At 45.2% G+C, this 17,682-nt stretch carries 17 protein-coding genes and 4 tRNA genes; 19 read left to right on the forward strand and 2 right to left on the reverse strand.

All coding sequences use genetic code 11. The annotated features are described in order from the left end of the window. The first annotated feature begins 68 nt into the window (after positions 1-68). Positions 69-153: transfer RNA gene (locus tag KO531_RS11090), tRNA-Leu, on the forward strand. Positions 154-193: 40 nt separating this feature from the next. Continuing rightward, a tRNA-Gln gene (locus tag KO531_RS11095) sits at positions 194-268 on the forward strand. A 206-nt stretch (positions 269-474) separates the two neighbouring features. Here KO531_RS11095 and KO531_RS11100 read toward each other — a convergent pair. After that, the gene (locus KO531_RS11100) at positions 475-1,191 is read right to left on the reverse strand and encodes a hypothetical protein (RefSeq protein WP_219251220.1); all 717 of its coding nucleotides are present in this window, start codon (positions 1,189-1,191) and stop codon (positions 475-477) included. Between the two features lie 470 nt (positions 1,192-1,661). On the opposite strand from KO531_RS11100, the gene KO531_RS11105 reads away from it, so the two are divergent. The 7 genes from KO531_RS11105 (at position 1,662) to secF (ending at position 8,373) form a co-directional block, all read left to right on the forward strand. Then, positions 1,662-2,258 carry a PepSY-associated TM helix domain-containing protein gene (locus tag KO531_RS11105; protein ID WP_131523236.1) on the forward strand — a complete coding sequence of 199 codons (597 nt, stop codon included), beginning with the start codon at positions 1,662-1,664 and terminating at the stop codon, positions 2,256-2,258. 16 nt (positions 2,259-2,274) lie between these two features. Next, on the forward strand, positions 2,275-2,787 hold the full coding sequence (locus KO531_RS11110) for a DUF2271 domain-containing protein (protein WP_219251198.1): 513 nt from the start codon (positions 2,275-2,277) through the stop codon (positions 2,785-2,787). A gap of 55 nt (positions 2,788-2,842) precedes the next feature. Further along, the gene (locus tag KO531_RS11115; protein ID WP_028761462.1) at positions 2,843-3,661 is read left to right on the forward strand and encodes a DUF4198 domain-containing protein; all 819 of its coding nucleotides are present in this window, start codon (positions 2,843-2,845) and stop codon (positions 3,659-3,661) included. Between the two features lie 299 nt (positions 3,662-3,960). Beyond that, a complete protein-coding gene (gene greA / locus KO531_RS11120) occupies positions 3,961-4,437 on the forward strand; it encodes a transcription elongation factor GreA (protein WP_028761461.1) in 477 nt (158 codons plus the stop codon). A gap of 387 nt (positions 4,438-4,824) precedes the next feature. Continuing rightward, complete coding sequence (locus tag KO531_RS11125; protein ID WP_219251199.1) at positions 4,825-5,427, forward strand: hypothetical protein; 603 nt, start codon at positions 4,825-4,827, stop codon at positions 5,425-5,427. A 226-nt stretch (positions 5,428-5,653) separates the two neighbouring features. Then, positions 5,654-7,468, forward strand: a complete 1,815-nt coding sequence (gene secD / locus KO531_RS11130) for a protein translocase subunit SecD (protein ID WP_105251696.1) — start codon at positions 5,654-5,656, stop codon at positions 7,466-7,468. 2 nt (positions 7,469-7,470) lie between these two features. Continuing rightward, a complete protein-coding gene (gene secF, locus KO531_RS11135) occupies positions 7,471-8,373 on the forward strand; it encodes a protein translocase subunit SecF (RefSeq protein ID WP_028761458.1) in 903 nt (300 codons plus the stop codon). A gap of 89 nt (positions 8,374-8,462) precedes the next feature. Here the strand turns inward: secF and yhbY are convergent, their stop codons facing one another. Next, a complete protein-coding gene (gene yhbY / locus KO531_RS11140) occupies positions 8,463-8,762 on the reverse strand; it encodes a ribosome assembly RNA-binding protein YhbY (protein ID WP_006082725.1) in 300 nt (99 codons plus the stop codon). Between the two features lie 90 nt (positions 8,763-8,852). On the opposite strand from yhbY, the gene rlmE reads away from it, so the two are divergent. The 10 genes from rlmE (at position 8,853) to nusA (ending at position 17,674) form a co-directional block, all read left to right on the forward strand. Beyond that, positions 8,853-9,482 carry a 23S rRNA (uridine(2552)-2'-O)-methyltransferase RlmE gene (rlmE, locus tag KO531_RS11145; protein ID WP_006082724.1) on the forward strand — a complete coding sequence of 210 codons (630 nt, stop codon included), beginning with the start codon at positions 8,853-8,855 and terminating at the stop codon, positions 9,480-9,482. A 29-nt stretch (positions 9,483-9,511) separates the two neighbouring features. Continuing rightward, positions 9,512-11,482 carry an ATP-dependent zinc metalloprotease FtsH gene (gene ftsH / locus KO531_RS11150; RefSeq protein WP_168822810.1) on the forward strand — a complete coding sequence of 657 codons (1,971 nt, stop codon included), beginning with the start codon at positions 9,512-9,514 and terminating at the stop codon, positions 11,480-11,482. A 211-nt stretch (positions 11,483-11,693) separates the two neighbouring features. Continuing rightward, entirely contained in the window at positions 11,694-12,527 is an 834-nt protein-coding gene (folP, locus tag KO531_RS11155) for a dihydropteroate synthase (protein ID WP_219251200.1), read from the forward strand. Positions 12,528-12,607: 80 nt separating this feature from the next. Continuing rightward, a complete protein-coding gene (gene glmM / locus KO531_RS11160; protein WP_028761454.1) occupies positions 12,608-13,945 on the forward strand; it encodes a phosphoglucosamine mutase in 1,338 nt (445 codons plus the stop codon). A gap of 194 nt (positions 13,946-14,139) precedes the next feature. Beyond that, positions 14,140-14,922 carry a triose-phosphate isomerase gene (tpiA, locus tag KO531_RS11165; protein ID WP_006082720.1) on the forward strand — a complete coding sequence of 261 codons (783 nt, stop codon included), beginning with the start codon at positions 14,140-14,142 and terminating at the stop codon, positions 14,920-14,922. A gap of 1 nt (position 14,923) precedes the next feature. Further along, entirely contained in the window at positions 14,924-15,259 is a 336-nt protein-coding gene (gene secG, locus KO531_RS11170; RefSeq protein ID WP_028761453.1) for a preprotein translocase subunit SecG, read from the forward strand. 11 nt (positions 15,260-15,270) lie between these two features. Then, positions 15,271-15,357, forward strand: a tRNA-Leu gene (locus KO531_RS11175). Between the two features lie 82 nt (positions 15,358-15,439). Next, positions 15,440-15,516, forward strand: a tRNA-Met gene (locus KO531_RS11180). A 173-nt stretch (positions 15,517-15,689) separates the two neighbouring features. Further along, positions 15,690-16,145, forward strand: coding sequence for a ribosome maturation factor RimP (rimP, locus tag KO531_RS11185; protein ID WP_219251201.1), 456 nt, complete (start codon positions 15,690-15,692; stop codon positions 16,143-16,145). A 29-nt stretch (positions 16,146-16,174) separates the two neighbouring features. Then, positions 16,175-17,674 carry a transcription termination factor NusA gene (gene nusA / locus KO531_RS11190; RefSeq protein WP_028761452.1) on the forward strand — a complete coding sequence of 500 codons (1,500 nt, stop codon included), beginning with the start codon at positions 16,175-16,177 and terminating at the stop codon, positions 17,672-17,674. Positions 17,675-17,682 lie beyond the last annotated feature (8 nt).

A 17,682-nucleotide genomic window follows, 5' to 3' on the forward strand; every position in this document is an offset into this window, starting at 1 on the left:
CTCTGTTAAAGTGATTTATCAGAGAAAAATCCAAAAATGTTAAATAGACAATTTTGGTACATTTTGATGCGGGAATGGTGAAATTGGTAGACACGCCAGATTTAGGTTCTGGTGCCGCGAGGTGTGAGAGTTCAAGTCTCTCTTCCCGTACCATCAAAATGCAATCTTCGATAGAAGATTAAACACAGTTTATTGGGGTATCGCCAAGTGGTAAGGCACCGGGTTTTGATCTCGGCATCCCAAGGTTCGAATCCTTGTACCCCAGCCAAAAAGTTAAAAAGCCTGTCTTCGGACAGGCTTTTTGCTTTCTGACTTTTAACTAATTTCAGCTTAGCGTTATTTTGCTTTCAATTTCCCTTCAATTAGCCCGTCCAGCCTTTCCCTTGTCTCTATAATTCCCGTTGGTTGTGGCAATTCAGCTATTTTCAAAGTTAATCCACAGTGCCATTTGAGCAGGCACTGCGGTGATCCGTTTTATTGCTTTTTGACTTCAGGAGCAACGGGTGGCGATTTTATTTCTGCTGGAGCCGCTGGAGCTGCGACTTTTGCAGCTGCTTCAGTGATATTGATTGGCATTGCAGCATTCTTAATGACGGTATTCTCTGTGACCGCACTATCAATAACGGCACCTTGAGCCGCTTTAACATCACCTGTTGCAACGGCTTTGACTGCATCAGGTATTGCTAACTGTTGCTGTACTTGATTTGCCCCCGCTTCTAAGGCTTTTTGTTGTAACTTCTGTGGATCGGTATAGTCGGCTAATTCCTTCGGCCAGCTTGGGACCTGTTTTTCTGCCTGATTACTGAATTGCTCAGAAATCACTAAGGGTGCACCGCCTTTCATCAGCATGACTGCCATTTGGTTGGTGTCTGAGTTCCAAACTAGACCCGCTTTTTCGGCCATTTCGGGGACCGGGGTGTAAGTTGACACTAAGTAGATGAGTGGACCTTCCTGTTGGATCTTGTCGGCCGTTTTGAGCAGGGATAGGGTGGTATCGTAATTTTTACCCAGCAATTCCTGCATACGGTTTTTGATGAGCGGTTGTTCGAATAATCCGACATCGTTCGGATCTAAACCGACAAGGGGTTTAAGCAAGGCCCACATGAGCTGGCCTTGAGGTGACATTAATAATAGTGGTGCAACGCAGGCGTTGAGCATTAATGCGAGCCACACAATATGCAGGCAGCGCATTTTTTTGAGCAGAGATGTACTCAAGATGATATTTCCTTGGAAGTACCAGCAAGTCGCCGGCGGCGGATTGTAGCTGATTGGCATAAGGTAAACGAGAGGGTGGCAAAGTAAATTTTAAGCAAAAAAATTAACCCAAATGTTGGATTTTATCCTCCTGAATTTGAAAGGTATTTACAGGTGATACAATAAATTATTTGCTGCTAATTTAATCGAAGGTAATGGTTTTTGAGTGCTAAAAATAGATTCACTCCTAAGTGCTTTATTTTTAGCACTTATTTTTCTTCTTACTTTTTAACTTCTTTTTCAGTATTGAATATGTAAAGTTTGTAAACTTTGTTCTGTTTGATAATCGATCTCATTTAATCTCGGCGCATTAAATTAGTTTAATGCAGCTCATTTCTCTCTTTAGCTGCATAGGGAAAGCAGACTTTGGAGGTATTTCTCTTCGGTTTGCTTTTGAGAGTGCATCATTGAAATTAAGAGTCAGTAAGTCGTCTTTGTCCTTTGCCCGCATTATTCATGTTTATGTGTCTATGGCTTTATTGTTGCTGATGCTGTTTTTTGCGGTGACAGGTATAACGTTAAATCATCCTAATTGGTTTTCTCAAGCTGATCAGGAACCTAAGCGGGAACAAGTGCCAATCCCTGCCTATTTGTTACCCGTTAATGCCCAAGACTCACAATGGCGTCTGGCTGCGGGTCATTGGTTGAAAAGTGAATGGGCTATGGATATGACGAGCGCCGATATCGATGAAGATGAAATTAGTTTAGTCAGCAAAGGGCCCGGCACTTACCGCAGCCTGACATTGGACTTACTCGACGGGCAAGCCTATGTCGAAACCTTAGATTACGGTGTCGTTGCCGTAGTGAATGATTTACATAAGGGCCGTAACACAGGCACAGCTTGGGCTTGGATACTCGATCTCAGCGCTGTGCTTATCATTTTATTTTCGCTCACTGGGGCTTATTTGTTGCTGCCTCAAACCAAGCGCCTCAAAAAGTCATTGTTATACATGGTACTCGTCAGCAGCAGTTGCGGGCTTGTGTATGTTTATTTTGTTCCATAAGGAGTGTAGGCCGAGTATGCGTCATCTTATTCGCACCATTGCGGTGAGTGCTTTGTTTGTCAGTTCTGTGGCGTTTGCGACGCCTAAAATGACAGTCGATTTAACCTTGCCTGAAATTACCGAAGGGCAATATCACAGACCTTATGTGGCTGTATGGGTTGAGGATGCCAAGGGGCAAACGGTTAAAACCTTAAGCCTTTGGGTATGGGATGAAGGCCATAAATGGTTGAAAGATATCCGTCGTTGGTGGCGTAAAGCCGGACGCGAAGATATGAGCTTTGTTGACGGTATTGCATCTGCGACACGTCCCGCGGGTCATTACAAAATCGATTGGGATTTAAGAGATGAGGCGGGAAAAGTGCTTGAACCTGCCACTTACACTGTATTTATTGAAGTGGTGCGTGAACACGGTGGTCGCGATCTTGTACGACAAAATATCGATTTAGCTGCAGGAGATTTCTCTGTGCAGTTGCCCGCCACGACAGAAACTGGCGTTATCGATATACGCTTAAGCGGCATGGCTCATTGAGTCAATCCATTAAATATTTAGCCCGTATATTAATCGTTAAACTTAAGGAAAAGGCATGAAATTACGTCTTATTACATTACTTGGCACACTTTGTATTAGCCCATTGGCAAGTAGCCACGACAGATGGATTTTACCTAGCCACTTCAACGTTTCGGCTGAAAGTGAAGAAATTGTGTGGATTACTTCAGATGTGTCTGCCAGCAATCAAGTGTTTATGATGGATAAACCTTTTAGTGCCAGTGATGTGCGTGTGTTACAGCCAAATGGAAAACCAACGTCTCCAAGCTCAAGTTACACGGGCGGACGTAAGTCGGTGTTTGATGTGCAACTGATGCAAGATGGCACTTATAAGTTTGAAAAAGAAGTTTCACCTCGTTATTTTTCTCAGTATAAAGTTAAAGGAAAAGAAGGGGTTGTACGCAGCCGTATGGATAAAAAAGCCACAACTGCTGCTATGCCAAAGGGAGCCTATGAACTTGAAAGTTCTTTAAATGTGTCGCGGGTTGAAACCTATGTCACACGTAATAAGCCAACTGAGGAAGTGTTAAAGCCTAAGGGGGAATATTTAGAACTAGTGCCTGTGACTCATCCTGCAGATATTGTTGAGAACGAAGCTGCTACCCTGCAATTTGTTTTCGATGGTAAGCCCGTTGAAGGCGTTAAAGTCGCCATTATGAAAGACGGTAGCTTATATCGTAACAAACCAGAGGAAATCGAATTTACCTCAGATAAAGACGGTAAAGTTTCAATGATCTTACCTTCAGCAGGACGTTATCTCTTACATGCGGCAATTGAGCGCCCTAATTCAGATAAATCCCTTGCTGATAAAACAGTTAGCGAAATCTTTTTGACCTTTGAGGCTGGGCTTGAATAAATGAGTTAACCTCTAATTTGAGGTTTTTGCTTTGAGTCTTTATGCCCACGGTCTAAATGGCGAGTGGGCATTTTTGTATTCATTTCGTACTAAAACGTGTGCGAAATTTCCTTAGGTATACAGATTTGAATTTGATTACTGGTAACTCTGCTTAAGGTTGGGTAAGCTGCGTCAATGCATTGTTCTTGGTGCATCAAAAGCGCATAACGATTAGAATAGCGCAATTCCACCCTCATTTGACTGTGTTGACCTTAGCGTTGGCACGGGTTGCTTTTGTTTTAAAGGAGACGAAAGAAGTTATGACTAAGGTTCCTATGACAGTTGTCGGTGCAGAGCAGCTGCGTAAAGAGTTAGATATTCTCAAGTTTGACCGTCGCCCTAAAATCACTGAAGCAATTGCTTCAGCGAGAGAGTTAGGCGACTTGAAAGAAAACGCGGAATACCATGCGGCTCGTGAGGAACAAGGTATTTGTGAAGCACGTATCCGTGATATTGAGGGTAAGTTATCTAACGCGCAAATTATCGACGTCACTAAGATGGTGAATAACGGTCGTATCATTTTTGGCGCTACTGTGACTATTTTAAATCTTGATACCGATGTCGAAGTGACTTATCGCATAGTCGGCGATGACGAAGCGAATATTAAAGAAAACCTGATTTCAGTGAATTCACCAATAGCCCGCGGCTTAGTCGGCAAAAATGAAGGTGATGAAGTGTCTATTACTACGCCAGGTGGTATGACAGATTACGAAATCATCTCAGTACAGTATTTATAATACTTTGCTTATAGTGTTGTGAGCGTGACTCATGCGATATCGCTAAAACCGTCCTAGGGCGGTTTTTTGTTATCCGCGAATTAAGTTTGTTTATGGCTTGAGTTTAGGGCTCGAATTTAGGGCTTTAGCCAAGGATATCGATCGCGCTTCAGCGTTGAATTCGGGGTAAGATGGACAAAGTTTAATTTGTCTCTTTGTAGGTTTTTACCTAAGCTGCCATCCTAGCAAAATCAACATTGGCGAAATGTGTATGTTGTGTTTTTGCGCGAGTTTCACTTTATGGACCCACAGTTAAGCATCAAAAGCGAACAGTGAATTGGTTCATCCTTAGTTTGATAACGTTTTATAAGAGGGCACGCTTTGGTCAAACATTGGCGTACAGGATTGATGTTAGTTTGCGTGGCGATCATGTTGATTGCGCACTCGGCTAGCTATGCGCCAAAACCCTCAGTACAGCGCAGTGATGCAACTCGCCATTATGTTCAGATGCATATGGGTCAGAAACACACTACTCTGAAACAAACGGCTCAGATGCATACTGTGAGTCTTGATAGCTCGACTCCCCATACAAAACTAAGCGCTGAGCCTCAAAGCTTGCCCAATGCCGATGTTATCGCCCAATCTGATGCGCAAACCGTTGAAAGCTGCGGCTCACCGAATAGTCATGATACCGATCTAGTCAGTGCAGACTCAGAATCACAGCCAGCACCTTGTCCGAGCTCTGACTATCTAAGTCATTCTGATGACTTAGATTTTGCCCCGATAAATTCGCCGCGATTTATCAGTCTTGCCCAGCACGATGTGCGTGAGGTCAAGCCAGTATATGTACTCGCTGTAGACTTTACTGCCGAACCGACATCCAATGTCGTTGAACCCACTGATCTTGATATCACATCAGATTGGACGCTTTCTGCTGTTTCTTCCCCCGCCCGAATTTCGGGTTGGAAAGTCTCAAATCTTCAATATCGATTTAGCCAACAAGCCGCTTAGCTCGCCTATTTAGGCATGACGTTGATAGGAGCCTACTCTTATCGATTTTTCATGCTGTTGCCTTTTTGTACTCACCGAAACTTTTTATAGCTGCTTAAGTAAGCAGTGATGATTTGAGCCTTACGAGCTTAGCCGCTGGGACTCAATTACGTGTTTCGGACTGATATCAATATGTTCGCTTAGCGATTTGATTCAAATGCTGAGCGTTAAATAGCGAGTTAATCCCATGGAAAGAAAACCCAATCAACGGCTGCTAAATCACTATTCAGCTTGGAAATACTTAGTGCTTATTGTCACTATTATAGTGATGCTATTCAGTGCTTTGCCGACATTTTACGGTGAGGATGCTGCGGTGCAGGTGGGCGCGAAGGCGGGGTTAACGCTCACACCTATTGCCCTTCGAGATAAGCTACAAGCTGAAGGCGTGACGGTAAAACGTATCGACCAAAAAAATGGTGAAACCTTAATTGTCCTCGATGCGGATAACCAACAAACCTTAGTCAAAACTTTAGTCTCTTCTATGGTCGCAGAGCCAAAAGAATTGACTTTATCCCTTGCCAGTGCGGCGCCAAGTTGGTTACAAAACTTAGGCTTTCAGCCGATTAAACTCGGGCTCGACTTGCGCGGTGGCGTACAGTTCTTACTCGATGTTGATATTGATCCTGTTTATCAAACTCAGGCCGAGACGCTTGTTGATTCGCTACGTCAATTCATCCGTGAGCAGAAAATTCGTGGTGCCAGCGTGCATTTGGACCAAAGTCATCAGTTAAACATGACGTTGCCCGATAATGACGCCCGTGCTGCTGTGCGTCAAATGATGAAAGAGTCCTATCCTAATTGGCAGCTATCCAATGCAGATGGCGCGGGTTTACTGATTAAGTTGAGCCAAGAAGAGCAAACGAAACTGCGTAATTTGACAGTGCAGCAAAACTTACAAGTGATGCGCAGCCGTATTGAAGAACTCGGTATCACTGAAGCTTTAGTGCAGCGTCAAGGGGAGCATCGAATTCGGATTGAATTGCCTGGAGTACAAGATCCTGCAGCCGCTAAAAACGTTATCGGTGCTACGGCGAGTCTGGCCTTTTTCGAGGTTAAAGAGTCTGGCTCCGTTAATGCTATGGTGCTCAATGACAAGTCTGGTAAGCCTATTTATGTGAGCCGCACACCAGTGCTGGGTGGCGATCATATTGTCGATGCGAGGGCGAGTTTAGGTGAGATGGGCATGGCGGAGGTGAACATTAACCTTGACCGTGTGGGCGGGCAGAAAATGTCTGAGTTTTCCCGTACCAATATCGGCAAACCTATGGCGACGTCTTACAGCGAATACAGCCGTGATGAGCAAGGTAAGGCAAAGCAAACACAAGAGATTATCAGTGTTGCGACTATTCAATCCCAACTTGGAGACCGTTTTCGCATTACGGGTGCAGGCTCCTATCAAGAAGCACAACAATTAGCTCTGTTACTGCGAGCTGGCTCTATGACGGCGCCAGTGACTATTGTTGAAGAGCGCACTATTGGCCCGACGCTGGGTGCTGAAAACATTGAAAACGGTTTTGCGGCCCTTGGTTTAGGGATGGGGATTACCTTGCTGTTTATGGCGCTTTGGTATCGCCGTCTCGGCTGGGTGGCGAATATAGCGCTGATCTCCAATATGGTGATCCTGTTTGGTTTACTGGCGCTTATCCCTGGCGCTGTGTTGACCTTACCTGGTATTGCGGGTTTGGTGTTAACAGTCGGTATGGCTGTCGATACCAATGTGCTGATTTTCGAGCGAATAAAAGATAAGTTAAAGGAAGGTCGCAGTTTTGCGCTGGCAATTGATACGGGTTTTGATAGCGCGTTTTCTACTATTTTTGACGCTAACTTCACCACTATGATCACTGCAGTGGTGCTTTACTCCATAGGTAATGGTCCAATTCAAGGTTTTGCCTTGACCTTAGGTCTAGGTCTATTGACCAGCATGTTTACCGGTATCTTTGCTTCAAGGGCCTTGATCAACTTAGTTTATGGACGTGATGCTAGCCGTCATGTGAAGGTATAATCATGAAAAATATTAATCTAACTAAATGGCGTTATGTTTCGAGTGCTATCTCAATTTTGTTGATGCTAGTGTCATTAACCATCATCGGCGTGAAAGGTTTTAACTGGGGCTTAGATTTTACTGGCGGTGTCGTCACCGAAGTGCAGATCGATAGAAAAATTACCAGCAGTGAACTGCAACCTTTACTTAATGCCGCTTATCAGCAAGAGGTGAGTGTAGTCTCCGCCAGTGAGCCGGGACGTTGGGTGTTGCGCTATTCCGATATAAAGAGTGCCGATACAGAGCAAGGTAATATCGATATTCAGCAGGTATTAGCGCCGCTTAACTCTGAAGTGCAAGTGCTTAACAGCAGTGTTGTCGGGCCGCAGATTGGTCAAGAATTGGCTGAGCAGGGCGGTTTGGCGTTGTTAGTCGCTATGCTGGCGATATTAGGTTATTTAAGTTACCGCTTCGAATGGCGACTCGCATCGGGTGCCCTATTCGCGTTAGTGCATGACGTAGTGTTCGTGTTGGCATTTTTCGCGTTGACTCAGATGGAGTTTAATTTAACGATACTTGCGGCTGTGCTGGCGATTTTAGGTTATTCCTTAAACGATTCGATCATTATCGCTGACCGTATTCGTGAATTATTGATTGCTAAGCCAAAGCTTGCGATTCAAGACATTAACAACCAAGCAATTGTGGCGACGTTTTCTCGCACTATGGTGACATCAGGGACAACCTTAATGACGGTCGGTGCGCTGTGGATCATGGGCGGTGGACCGCTGGAAGGATTTTCGATTGCAATGTTTATCGGTATATTAACTGGCACATTCTCTTCGATTTCGGTTGGTACCTCATTGCCTGAGTTATTAGGCTTAACGCCTGAGCATTATAAGGAACAAGTGATTTCTGAAACACCTTAGGGCTATGCTAATCGCTTAAATTAACAGCGAAAACAAAAAGGCCACTCGATTGAATGGCCTTTTTGTTAACACGATAAAATCAAGAAAAATTACTTTGCCTTTGGCAAAGCAATTTTCATTTCTGGTGATTGACGATAAATCACCAGAATATGACCAATAAGTTGCACTTTTGCGGATTGAGTTTCACGTACTATGGCATCAACGATGGCATTTTTTAGCTCTCTGTCGGCAGAGGCTACTTTCACTTTAATCAGTTCATGATAAGCGAGTGCGCTTTCAATTTCAGCGAGTACACCTTCAGTCAATCCATTGGCACCAAGCAGCACCACTGGCTTTAGCGGATGCGCTAGACCTTTTAAATGCTGTTTTTGTTTGGTTGTTAAGTTCATTTCTACCAACTTTTGCTGAGTTACTGTTGAAAAACGGCTATTCTACCCTTATATAGCCTTTGTGTAACTCTCAATTGTTGCGGATTTTAAATGTCAGGTATAAAACGTACGGCCAGTTCTAATCGCTGGATGCTAGAACACTTTGATGATCACTATGTCAAACTCGCCCAAAAAATGGGCTTGCGATCTCGCGCTGCGTTTAAGCTTGAGGAGATCCAGCAAAAGGATCAACTAATTCGCCCAGGCATGACTGTGGTTGATCTCGGTGCCGCTCCAGGAGGTTGGTCTCAAGTGGCAGTTAAATTAGCGGGAGATAGAGGTAAAGTCATCGCCTGTGACATTTTGCCTATGGATCCCATCGTCGGCGTCGATTTTTTGCAAGGGGATTTTCGTGAAGATAAAGTCCTTCAAGCATTACTTACTCGCGTCGGTGATGCTAAAGTTGACGTTGTGTTGTCTGATATGGCACCCAACATGAGTGGTTCAGATAGTGTTGATCAGCCCCGTGCCATGTATTTAGTGGAATTGGCGTTAGATATGTGCCATCAAGTATTGGCTCCTAATGGCTGTTTTGCGGTAAAAGTCTTTCAGGGGGAGGGCTTTGACGAATACATGAAAGCGGTAAAAGCAGTGTTTAAAGTCGTTAAAACACGTAAACCAGACTCTTCACGGGCTCGTTCCCGCGAAGTCTATCTTGTGGCGACAGGGTACAAGTTGTAGTAACCTAGCGTTAATAATCGCAAGACTTAATGAGGTCTAGTAATTTGAGTGACATGGCAAAAAATCTAATACTCTGGGTTGTCATCGCCGTTGTGCTGATGTCAGTGTTTCAGGGTTACTCCCCCTCTTCTTCGTCATCGCAGAAGATGGATTATTCTACCTTCTTAGATAATGTCCGTGATGGACAGGTCGCAACTGTTGAAGTTAAGAGCGACCAACGTACTATTGAAGGTGCTAAACGAACTGGTGAAAAATTCACTACTATCATGCCGTTATATGACCAAGATTTAATTAATGATCTTGATCGTAAAGGCATCACTATGAAGGGCCAAGAAGCTGAAGAGTCAGGGTTCCTTACCCAAATCTTCATCTCTTGGTTCCCGATGTTATTGCTTATCGGGGTATGGATTTTCTTCATGCGCCAGATGCAAGGCGGCGGTGGCAAAGGCGCTATGTCCTTTGGTAAGAGCAAAGCCAAGCTGATGAGCGAAGATCAGATTAAAACTACTTTTGCCGATGTTGCTGGTTGTGATGAAGCAAAAGAAGAAGTGAAAGAGCTGGTTGATTACCTGCGTGACCCAACTAAATTCCAAAAATTGGGCGGCCGAATTCCAACGGGCGTACTGATGGTGGGTCCTCCAGGTACAGGTAAAACCTTGCTGGCGAAAGCCATTGCGGGTGAATCTAAAGTCCCTTTCTTCACTATTTCAGGTTCTGATTTCGTTGAAATGTTTGTTGGTGTCGGTGCATCCCGTGTGCGTGACATGTTTGAACAAGCGAAAAAGTCTGCACCTTGTATCATCTTCATCGATGAAATCGATGCGGTCGGTCGTCAACGTGGCGCGGGTTTAGGTGGTGGTCATGATGAACGTGAGCAAACACTGAACCAAATGCTGGTTGAGATGGATGGCTTCGAAGGTAATGAAGGCGTTATTGTTATCGCGGCAACTAACCGTCCAGACGTACTCGATTCTGCGTTATTACGTCCGGGTCGTTTTGACCGTCAAGTGGTCGTTGGTTTACCAGACGTTCGTGGTCGTGAGCAGATTTTGAAAGTGCATATGCGTAAAGTGCCGCTTTCTGAAGATGTGAAGGCGAGTGTGATTGCCCGTGGTACGCCAGGTTTCTCGGGTGCTGATTTAGCTAACTTAGTGAACGAAGCTGCCTTGTTTGCGGCTCGCGGAAATCGCCGAGTTGTAGGCATGGAAGAATTTGAGCGTGCAAAAGATAAAATCATGATGGGTGCTGAGCGCCGTTCTATGGTGATGTCTGAAGCTGAAAAAGAAATGACCGCTTACCATGAAGCAGGCCATGCTATTGTGGGTTGTTTAGTACCAGAGCACGATCCTGTGCACAAGGTGACTATCATTCCTCGCGGCCGTGCGCTGGGTGTCACTTTCTTCTTACCTGAAGCTGACTCAGTGAGCCAGAGCCGTCGTAAGTTAGAAAGCCAAATTTCGGTCGCCTACGGTGGTCGTTTAGCAGAAGAGCTTATCTACGGTACTGAGAAAGTGTCGACTGGCGCATCACAGGACATCAAATACGCGACATCTATTGCGCGTAACATGGTGACTCAGTGGGGCTTCTCGGACAAGTTAGGTCCATTGCTGTATGCAGAAGAAGATGGTGAAGTCTTCTTAGGTCGCAGCATGGGTAAAGCCAAAGCGATGTCCGATGAAACTGCAACCATTATCGATGCTGAAGTAAAAGTCTTTATCGACAAAAACTACGCTAGAGCGAGACAGATATTGACGGATAACCTCGATATTCTGCACTCCATGAAAGAAGCTTTAATGAAGTATGAAACCATTGATTCACTTCAAATTGACGATTTAATGAAACGTCGTGAAGTGCGTCAGCCTGCTGATTGGCAAGTGGATGACAATGGTTCTAACGATAAAGGCAATGGTCATGGTGAACCAGCAGCGAAAGCTGAAGACAGTGTGACTGCACCTGCTGAGCCAGAACTGAAAGATCCTGATGAATCTCCAGCTAAGTAATGTGTTGTGAAACCAAAGAAAACCCCGTAAAGGGGTTTTCTTGTTTTACCTTGTTAGCAATTTGACTGCGCTGTCATTGATACTCTCTGCCACCATTGATATTTATCTTCTGACATTAGTCATTTTGGATAGAAAATGAAGGCTTGAAATTAATGACGCAAGTTATGCCAGTGAGTAAAATCGTAAGTGTTCGTATTACAGGAGTAAATGCGTGTTTGAACTGATTGCTGGCACTAAACGCCTCGCGTTATCTTCGCCCATTGTGATGGGTATACTTAATGTCACTCCCGATTCTTTTTCCGACGGTGGTCAATATTCTTCCTATGAGCTTGCCTGTCAGCATGCCGATGACATGGTAGCTCAAGGCGCGGGAATGATAGACATTGGCGGTGAGTCGACAAGACCCGGCGCCGCCGAGGTGAGCTTAGCCGATGAACTTACGCGGGTGATCCCGTTGGTGAAATATGTTGCGGCGCACCATGATGTGTGGATTTCGGTCGATACCAGTAAACCTGAAGTCATGCGTCAAGCTGTTGCTGCGGGCGCACATTTGATTAACGATGTGCGCGCCCTGATGGAGCCTGGTGCGCTTGAAGCTGCTGCAGAGTTGCAAGTCCCCATATGCTTAATGCATATGCAAGGCGAACCCCAAAGCATGCAATTTGCACCGACTTACCATAATGTTATTGAAGAAGTTTCTGCCTTTTTAACTGAGCGGATTGAAGCTTGCTTGCGAGCAGGGATCCCCCGTGAATTATTAATACTCGATCCGGGATTTGGTTTTGGTAAAAGCTTAGAGCATAACTATGAATTACTGGCGAAGCTCGACTGTTTTGCCCAGTTTGATTTACCGATATTGATAGGATTGTCTCGTAAGAGCATGATAGGAAACCTCTTAGCAAAACCGACCTCAGAACGTCTTGCTGGGAGCCTTGCTTGCGCTATGATAGCGGCCCAAAAGGGCGCTCATATCATTCGTGTGCATGATGTTACTGAAACTGTGGATATGCTCAAGGTGTTACAAGCGACACAAGCGTATTTTTAAGCATCGTTATGCTCTCGTTAAGCATTTAATTAATATTATGATCCCAAATCATTGGGACACATTTGAGTTTGTGGAGCGATATGAAAGAACGTAAATTTTTTGGAACTGACGGTATTCGGGGAAAAGTCGGTTCAGGTCAAATGACGCCTGAGCTCGCGCTTAAGTTAGGTTGGGCGGCGGGGCGCGTGTTATCCCGCAGTGGTACCAAAAAGGTGATTATAGGTAAAGATACCCGTATTTCGGGCTATATGTTTGAGTCAGCATTAGAAGCTGGCCTTTCTGCTGCAGGCCTTAATGTGATGTTAATGGGACCTATGCCAACGCCAGCAGTAGCCTATTTGACGCGCACGTTTCGCGCCGAAGCTGGGGTGGTGATCAGCGCGTCACACAATCCGTATTACGATAACGGTATTAAGTTTTTCTCCACCGACGGCAGTAAGTTAGACGATAACCTAGAGCTAGAAATTGAAGCCGAGCTTGAAAAGCCCCTCGTTTGTGTTGAGTCGCATCTATTGGGGAAGGTATCGCGTATTGAAGATGCCCGTGGCCGTTATATTGAGTATTGCAAAGGTAATTTTCCTGCAGAACACACGTTAACTGGGCTAAAAATTGTGGTTGATTGTGCCCATGGCGCAACTTATCACATAGCGCCAGCTGTGTTTCGTGAGTTAGGCGCCGAGGTGATTGCCATTGGTGATAAACCCAACGGGATGAACATCAATGATAAAGTGGGCGCGACGTCCATGGGCAAAATTTGTGAAACCGTTCTAGCCGAAAGTGCCGATTTAGGTATTGCACTCGACGGTGACGGTGACCGTATTATGATGGTCAACAGCAAAGGCGAAGTGATCGACGGCGATCAAATTTTATATATTCTGGCCTGTGATGCGAAATCCCGTGGCGTATTACGCGGTGGTGTAGTTGGTACGTTAATGTCAAACCTTGGGCTTGATCTCGCCTTGCAAGCATTAGACATCCCCTTTGCGCGTTCGAAAGTGGGCGACCGTTATGTGATGGAACTACTTAAAGAACTCGATTGGCGCATCGGCGGTGAAAACTCAGGGCATATCCTCAATCTTGATCACGGCACAACTGGTGATGGCATAGTTGCGGGGATTTTAGTGTTAGCGGCTATGCGTCGTCAGAATGCCACGCTAGAAGAACTGACTTCTGCGATGGAAATGTTGCCGCAGGTGTTAGTCAATGTGCGCTTTGAAGGCGAGCACGACCCTCTTAAGTCAGATAAAGTTAAAGCGGCGCAGGCACAGGTTGAATCTCAACTGGGCGTGCGTGGCCGAGTATTATTACGTAAGTCAGGTACTGAACCTTTGATCCGTGTCATGGTTGAAGGTGACGATCATAGTGCAGTATTGGCGCACGCAAATTTGATTGCGGATGCGGTAAAATCGGCAAGCTAATATTTGCTAATTTTGTAATGAGTGCGGCTGATACCAATTTAAAATTAAGGTGTTAGCTGCACAAATGAACAGAAAACAGCTTTGGCGTGTAAAAAATAAGCATTCCAACCTGATATCTGAAAAAATTCGAATTTAGCTATTGTAACTTAATAAGTGGTTCGCTATTATTCACGCCGCTTTCAGAGGAGACAGTGATGGCACTCAGACGTCCTATGGTAGCTGGCAATTGGAAGATGAACGGCAGTGCGGCATTAGCACAAGAGTTGTTCAAAAAATTTGCCTCTAAGCTCCAAAATGATTCAGCTGAAGTGGTTTTATGCCCGCCTTCTATCTATCTAGAGAGCGTTAGGCAACTGCTAGAAGCAAACAAGGAAGCGTTAGACGGTTCACTTGTTAGGATGGGCGCACAAAACCTAAGTCAACATGACTTTGGCGCTTATACCGGAGAAGTTTCAGGTCAGATGCTCAAAGATTCAGGATGTCGATATGTAATTATCGGGCATTCAGAACGTCGCCGTATGTACGGAGAGACGAGTAATATCGTAGCGGAGAAATTCGCCGCTGCACAAAAGCATGGCTTAACTCCAATTTTATGTGTGGGTGAGTCAGGTCCAGCACGTGAAGCAAGACGCACCTTTGAGGTGATTGCTGAAGAGTTGGATATAGTGATCCAGAAAAATGGCACTATGGCTTTTGATAACGCTATTATCGCCTACGAGCCGCTTTGGGCTGTAGGAACAGGTAAAAGTGCTACACCAGAGCAGGCACAAGAAGTTCATGCGTTTATTCGCAAACGCCTCTCTGAAGTGTCTCCGTTTATCGGAGAAAATATCAGGATTCTCTACGGTGGTAGTGTGACACCGAGTAATGCTGCAGATTTATTTGCCCAACCTGATGTTGATGGTGGACTGATTGGCGGTGCTAGCTTAAACTCTAGCGAGTTTTTAAGTCTGTGTACCATAGCGATGAGCGCATAATATGTATGAAGTTCTAGTAGTTATTTACTTGTTGGTTGCATTAGGTCTAATCGGCTTAGTATTAATTCAGCAAGGTAAGGGAGCTGACATGGGGGCCTCTTTTGGCGCCGGTGCATCAGGTACTCTTTTTGGTTCAAGCGGTTCAGGTAATTTCCTGACACGCAGTACGGCGATTCTTGCCATTGCGTTTTTCACTTTAAGTCTGCTTATTGGTAACTTAAGTGCAAACCACGCAAAAAATGAAGATTCATGGAAAGATTTAGGTTCAGACACTGAACAGGTTACCCAACCAGTTGAGCAAGGAACCCAAAAGTCAGAAACGAAAATTCCTGACTAGTAAAAGGTGTCGCCGAGGTGGCGAAATTGGTAGACGCGCAGCCTTGAGGTGGCTGTGACCTAACGGTCGTGCGGGTTCAAGTCCCGCTCTCGGCACCAAATATAACTAAGATAGGCGAGATAAGTTCTCTCTTAGTTATTGCAAGAAATGACGATAGTCAATATACTTGCACACAGTTGACGCGGGGTGGAGCAGCATGGTAGCTCGTCGGGCTCATAACCCGAAGGTCGTCGGTTCAAATCCGGCCCCCGCAACCAGCTCCTAGTAACGAATAGTGTTTGAATTCGTTATGGTTTACAGGTTCTTGAAATTAATGACCTCGTGATTACGGGGTTTTTTGTTATCTGGGACTTTTAAATTTGTCGCATGCTTCGTATGTGGCGTTGTACTAGGGCTATTAAGCCCTTTTTTGTTTTTTCGGGGGTCAATCTTGGCAACGTTAGAATTCAGACTGGCAGAAATGCTCAAAGTACCTGTGGAAGCATTAGGCTTTCAGCTGTGGGGCATTGAATATGTTCAAGCGGGTAAGCATTCCACACTGCGAGTGTTCATTGATGGTGAGAATGGTATCAATATTGAAGATTGTGCCAATGCAAGTCGCCAAGTCAGTGCTGTACTCGATGTTGAAGATCCTATTTCTACAGAATATACCCTAGAGGTTTCTTCGCCAGGCGTAGATAGACCCTTATTTACTGCTGAGCAGTACGCGGGCTATGTAGGCGAGGATGTAAAGATTCAATTGACTATGCCGGTTGACGGCAGTCGTAATTTAAAAGGCGCCATCACTGCGGTCGACGGGCAAATGCTCTCGCTGAAAGTGAATGGTAAAGAGTTAGTTGTCGCATTGGATAATATCCGCAAAGGCAACTTAATCGCTAAGTTTTGATGGTTTCAAGGTGAACGAGGCAAGACGAGATGAATAAAGAGATTCTGCTAGTCGCTGAGGCGGTTTCAAATGAAAAGGCCGTTCCACGCGAGAAAATTTTTGAAGCGCTAGAGATTGCTCTGGCCACAGCAACCAAGAAAAAGTACGAAGGTGATATTGACGTTCGTGTTGCTATCGACCGTAAAACCGGTGGTTATGATACTTTCCGTCGTTGGATGGTAGTTGATGATCACGGTGAAGCGTTAGAAAACCCTTATCGTGAAATCACGTTAGAAGCGGCACGTTACGAAAATCCGGACATCCAGCCTGGCGAGTTTATCGAAGACGATATCGAGTCAGTGGTGTTTGACCGTATTACCACTCAAACCGCTAAGCAAGTGATCGTACAGAAAGTACGTGAAGCTGAACGTGCGCAAGTGGTTGAGCAGTTCCAAGATCAGGAAGGTGAGTTAATCACTGGTGTGGTCAAAAAAGCGACTCGCGAGAGCGTAGTGGTTGACTTAGGTAATAACGCTGACGGCGTATTGTTCCGTGAAGACTTAATTTCACGCGAATCTTTCCGCCCTGGTGACCGTGTGCGTGCATTATTGTACTCAGTACGTCCAGAAGCTCGTGGTGCACAGTTATTTTTAAGCCGTACTAAACCTGAAATGCTGATCGAGCTTTTCCGTGTTGAAGTGCCTGAAATCGCTGATGAACTGATTGAAATCATGGGCGCTGCTCGTGATCCAGGCGCTCGCGCTAAGATCGCCGTTAAGTCGAATGATCGCCGTATCGATCCTATCGGTGCGTGTGTGGGTATGCGTGGTGCGCGTGTACAAGCCGTTTCGAATGAACTGGGTGGCGAACGTGTTGATATCGTGTTGTGGGATGATAATCCAGCACAATACGTGATCAATGCCATGGCGCCAGCCGATGTTGCCTCTATCATAGTAGACGAAGATAACCATTCTATGGATATCGCTGTTGAAGCCGATAGTTTGGCACAAGCCATTGGACGTAATGGCCAGAACGTACGTTTAGCAACACAACTGACTGGTTGGGTTCTGAACGTTATGACAGTGGAAGATATGAATAAGAAACATCAGGCAGAAAGTGCCAAGGTGGTTGATTTATTTGTTAACTCACTGGATGTCGATGAAGATTTTGCACAAGTACTGGCAGATGAGGGCTTTACGTCGCTCGAAGAAGTTGCCTATGTGCCTGTGTCTGAACTATTGGCGATTGACGGTTTTGACGAAGATCTCGTCGAAGCTTTACGTGAACGTGCAAAAGCGGCGATCTCAACTCGAGCTCTCGCTACTGAAGAAGCACTGGATGGTGTGGAGCCAAGTGAAGAGTTGCTAGCACTTGAAGGTGTTGAAAGACACTTAGCCTATGTTTTCGCTAGCAAAGGTATTGTGACTCTAGAAGACTTGGCTGAACAAGGCATTGATGATTTGATCGAAATTGAAGAATTGACAGAAGAAAAAGCAGGTGAGCTCATCATGGCAGCCCGCAATATCTGTTGGTTTGGCGAAGAAGCATAAGTCGATCA

Origin of the sequence: Shewanella sp. NKUCC06_TVS (genome assembly GCF_019345515.1) — a bacterium.
GTDB classification, from domain to species: domain Bacteria; phylum Pseudomonadota; class Gammaproteobacteria; order Enterobacterales; family Shewanellaceae; genus Shewanella; species Shewanella oncorhynchi.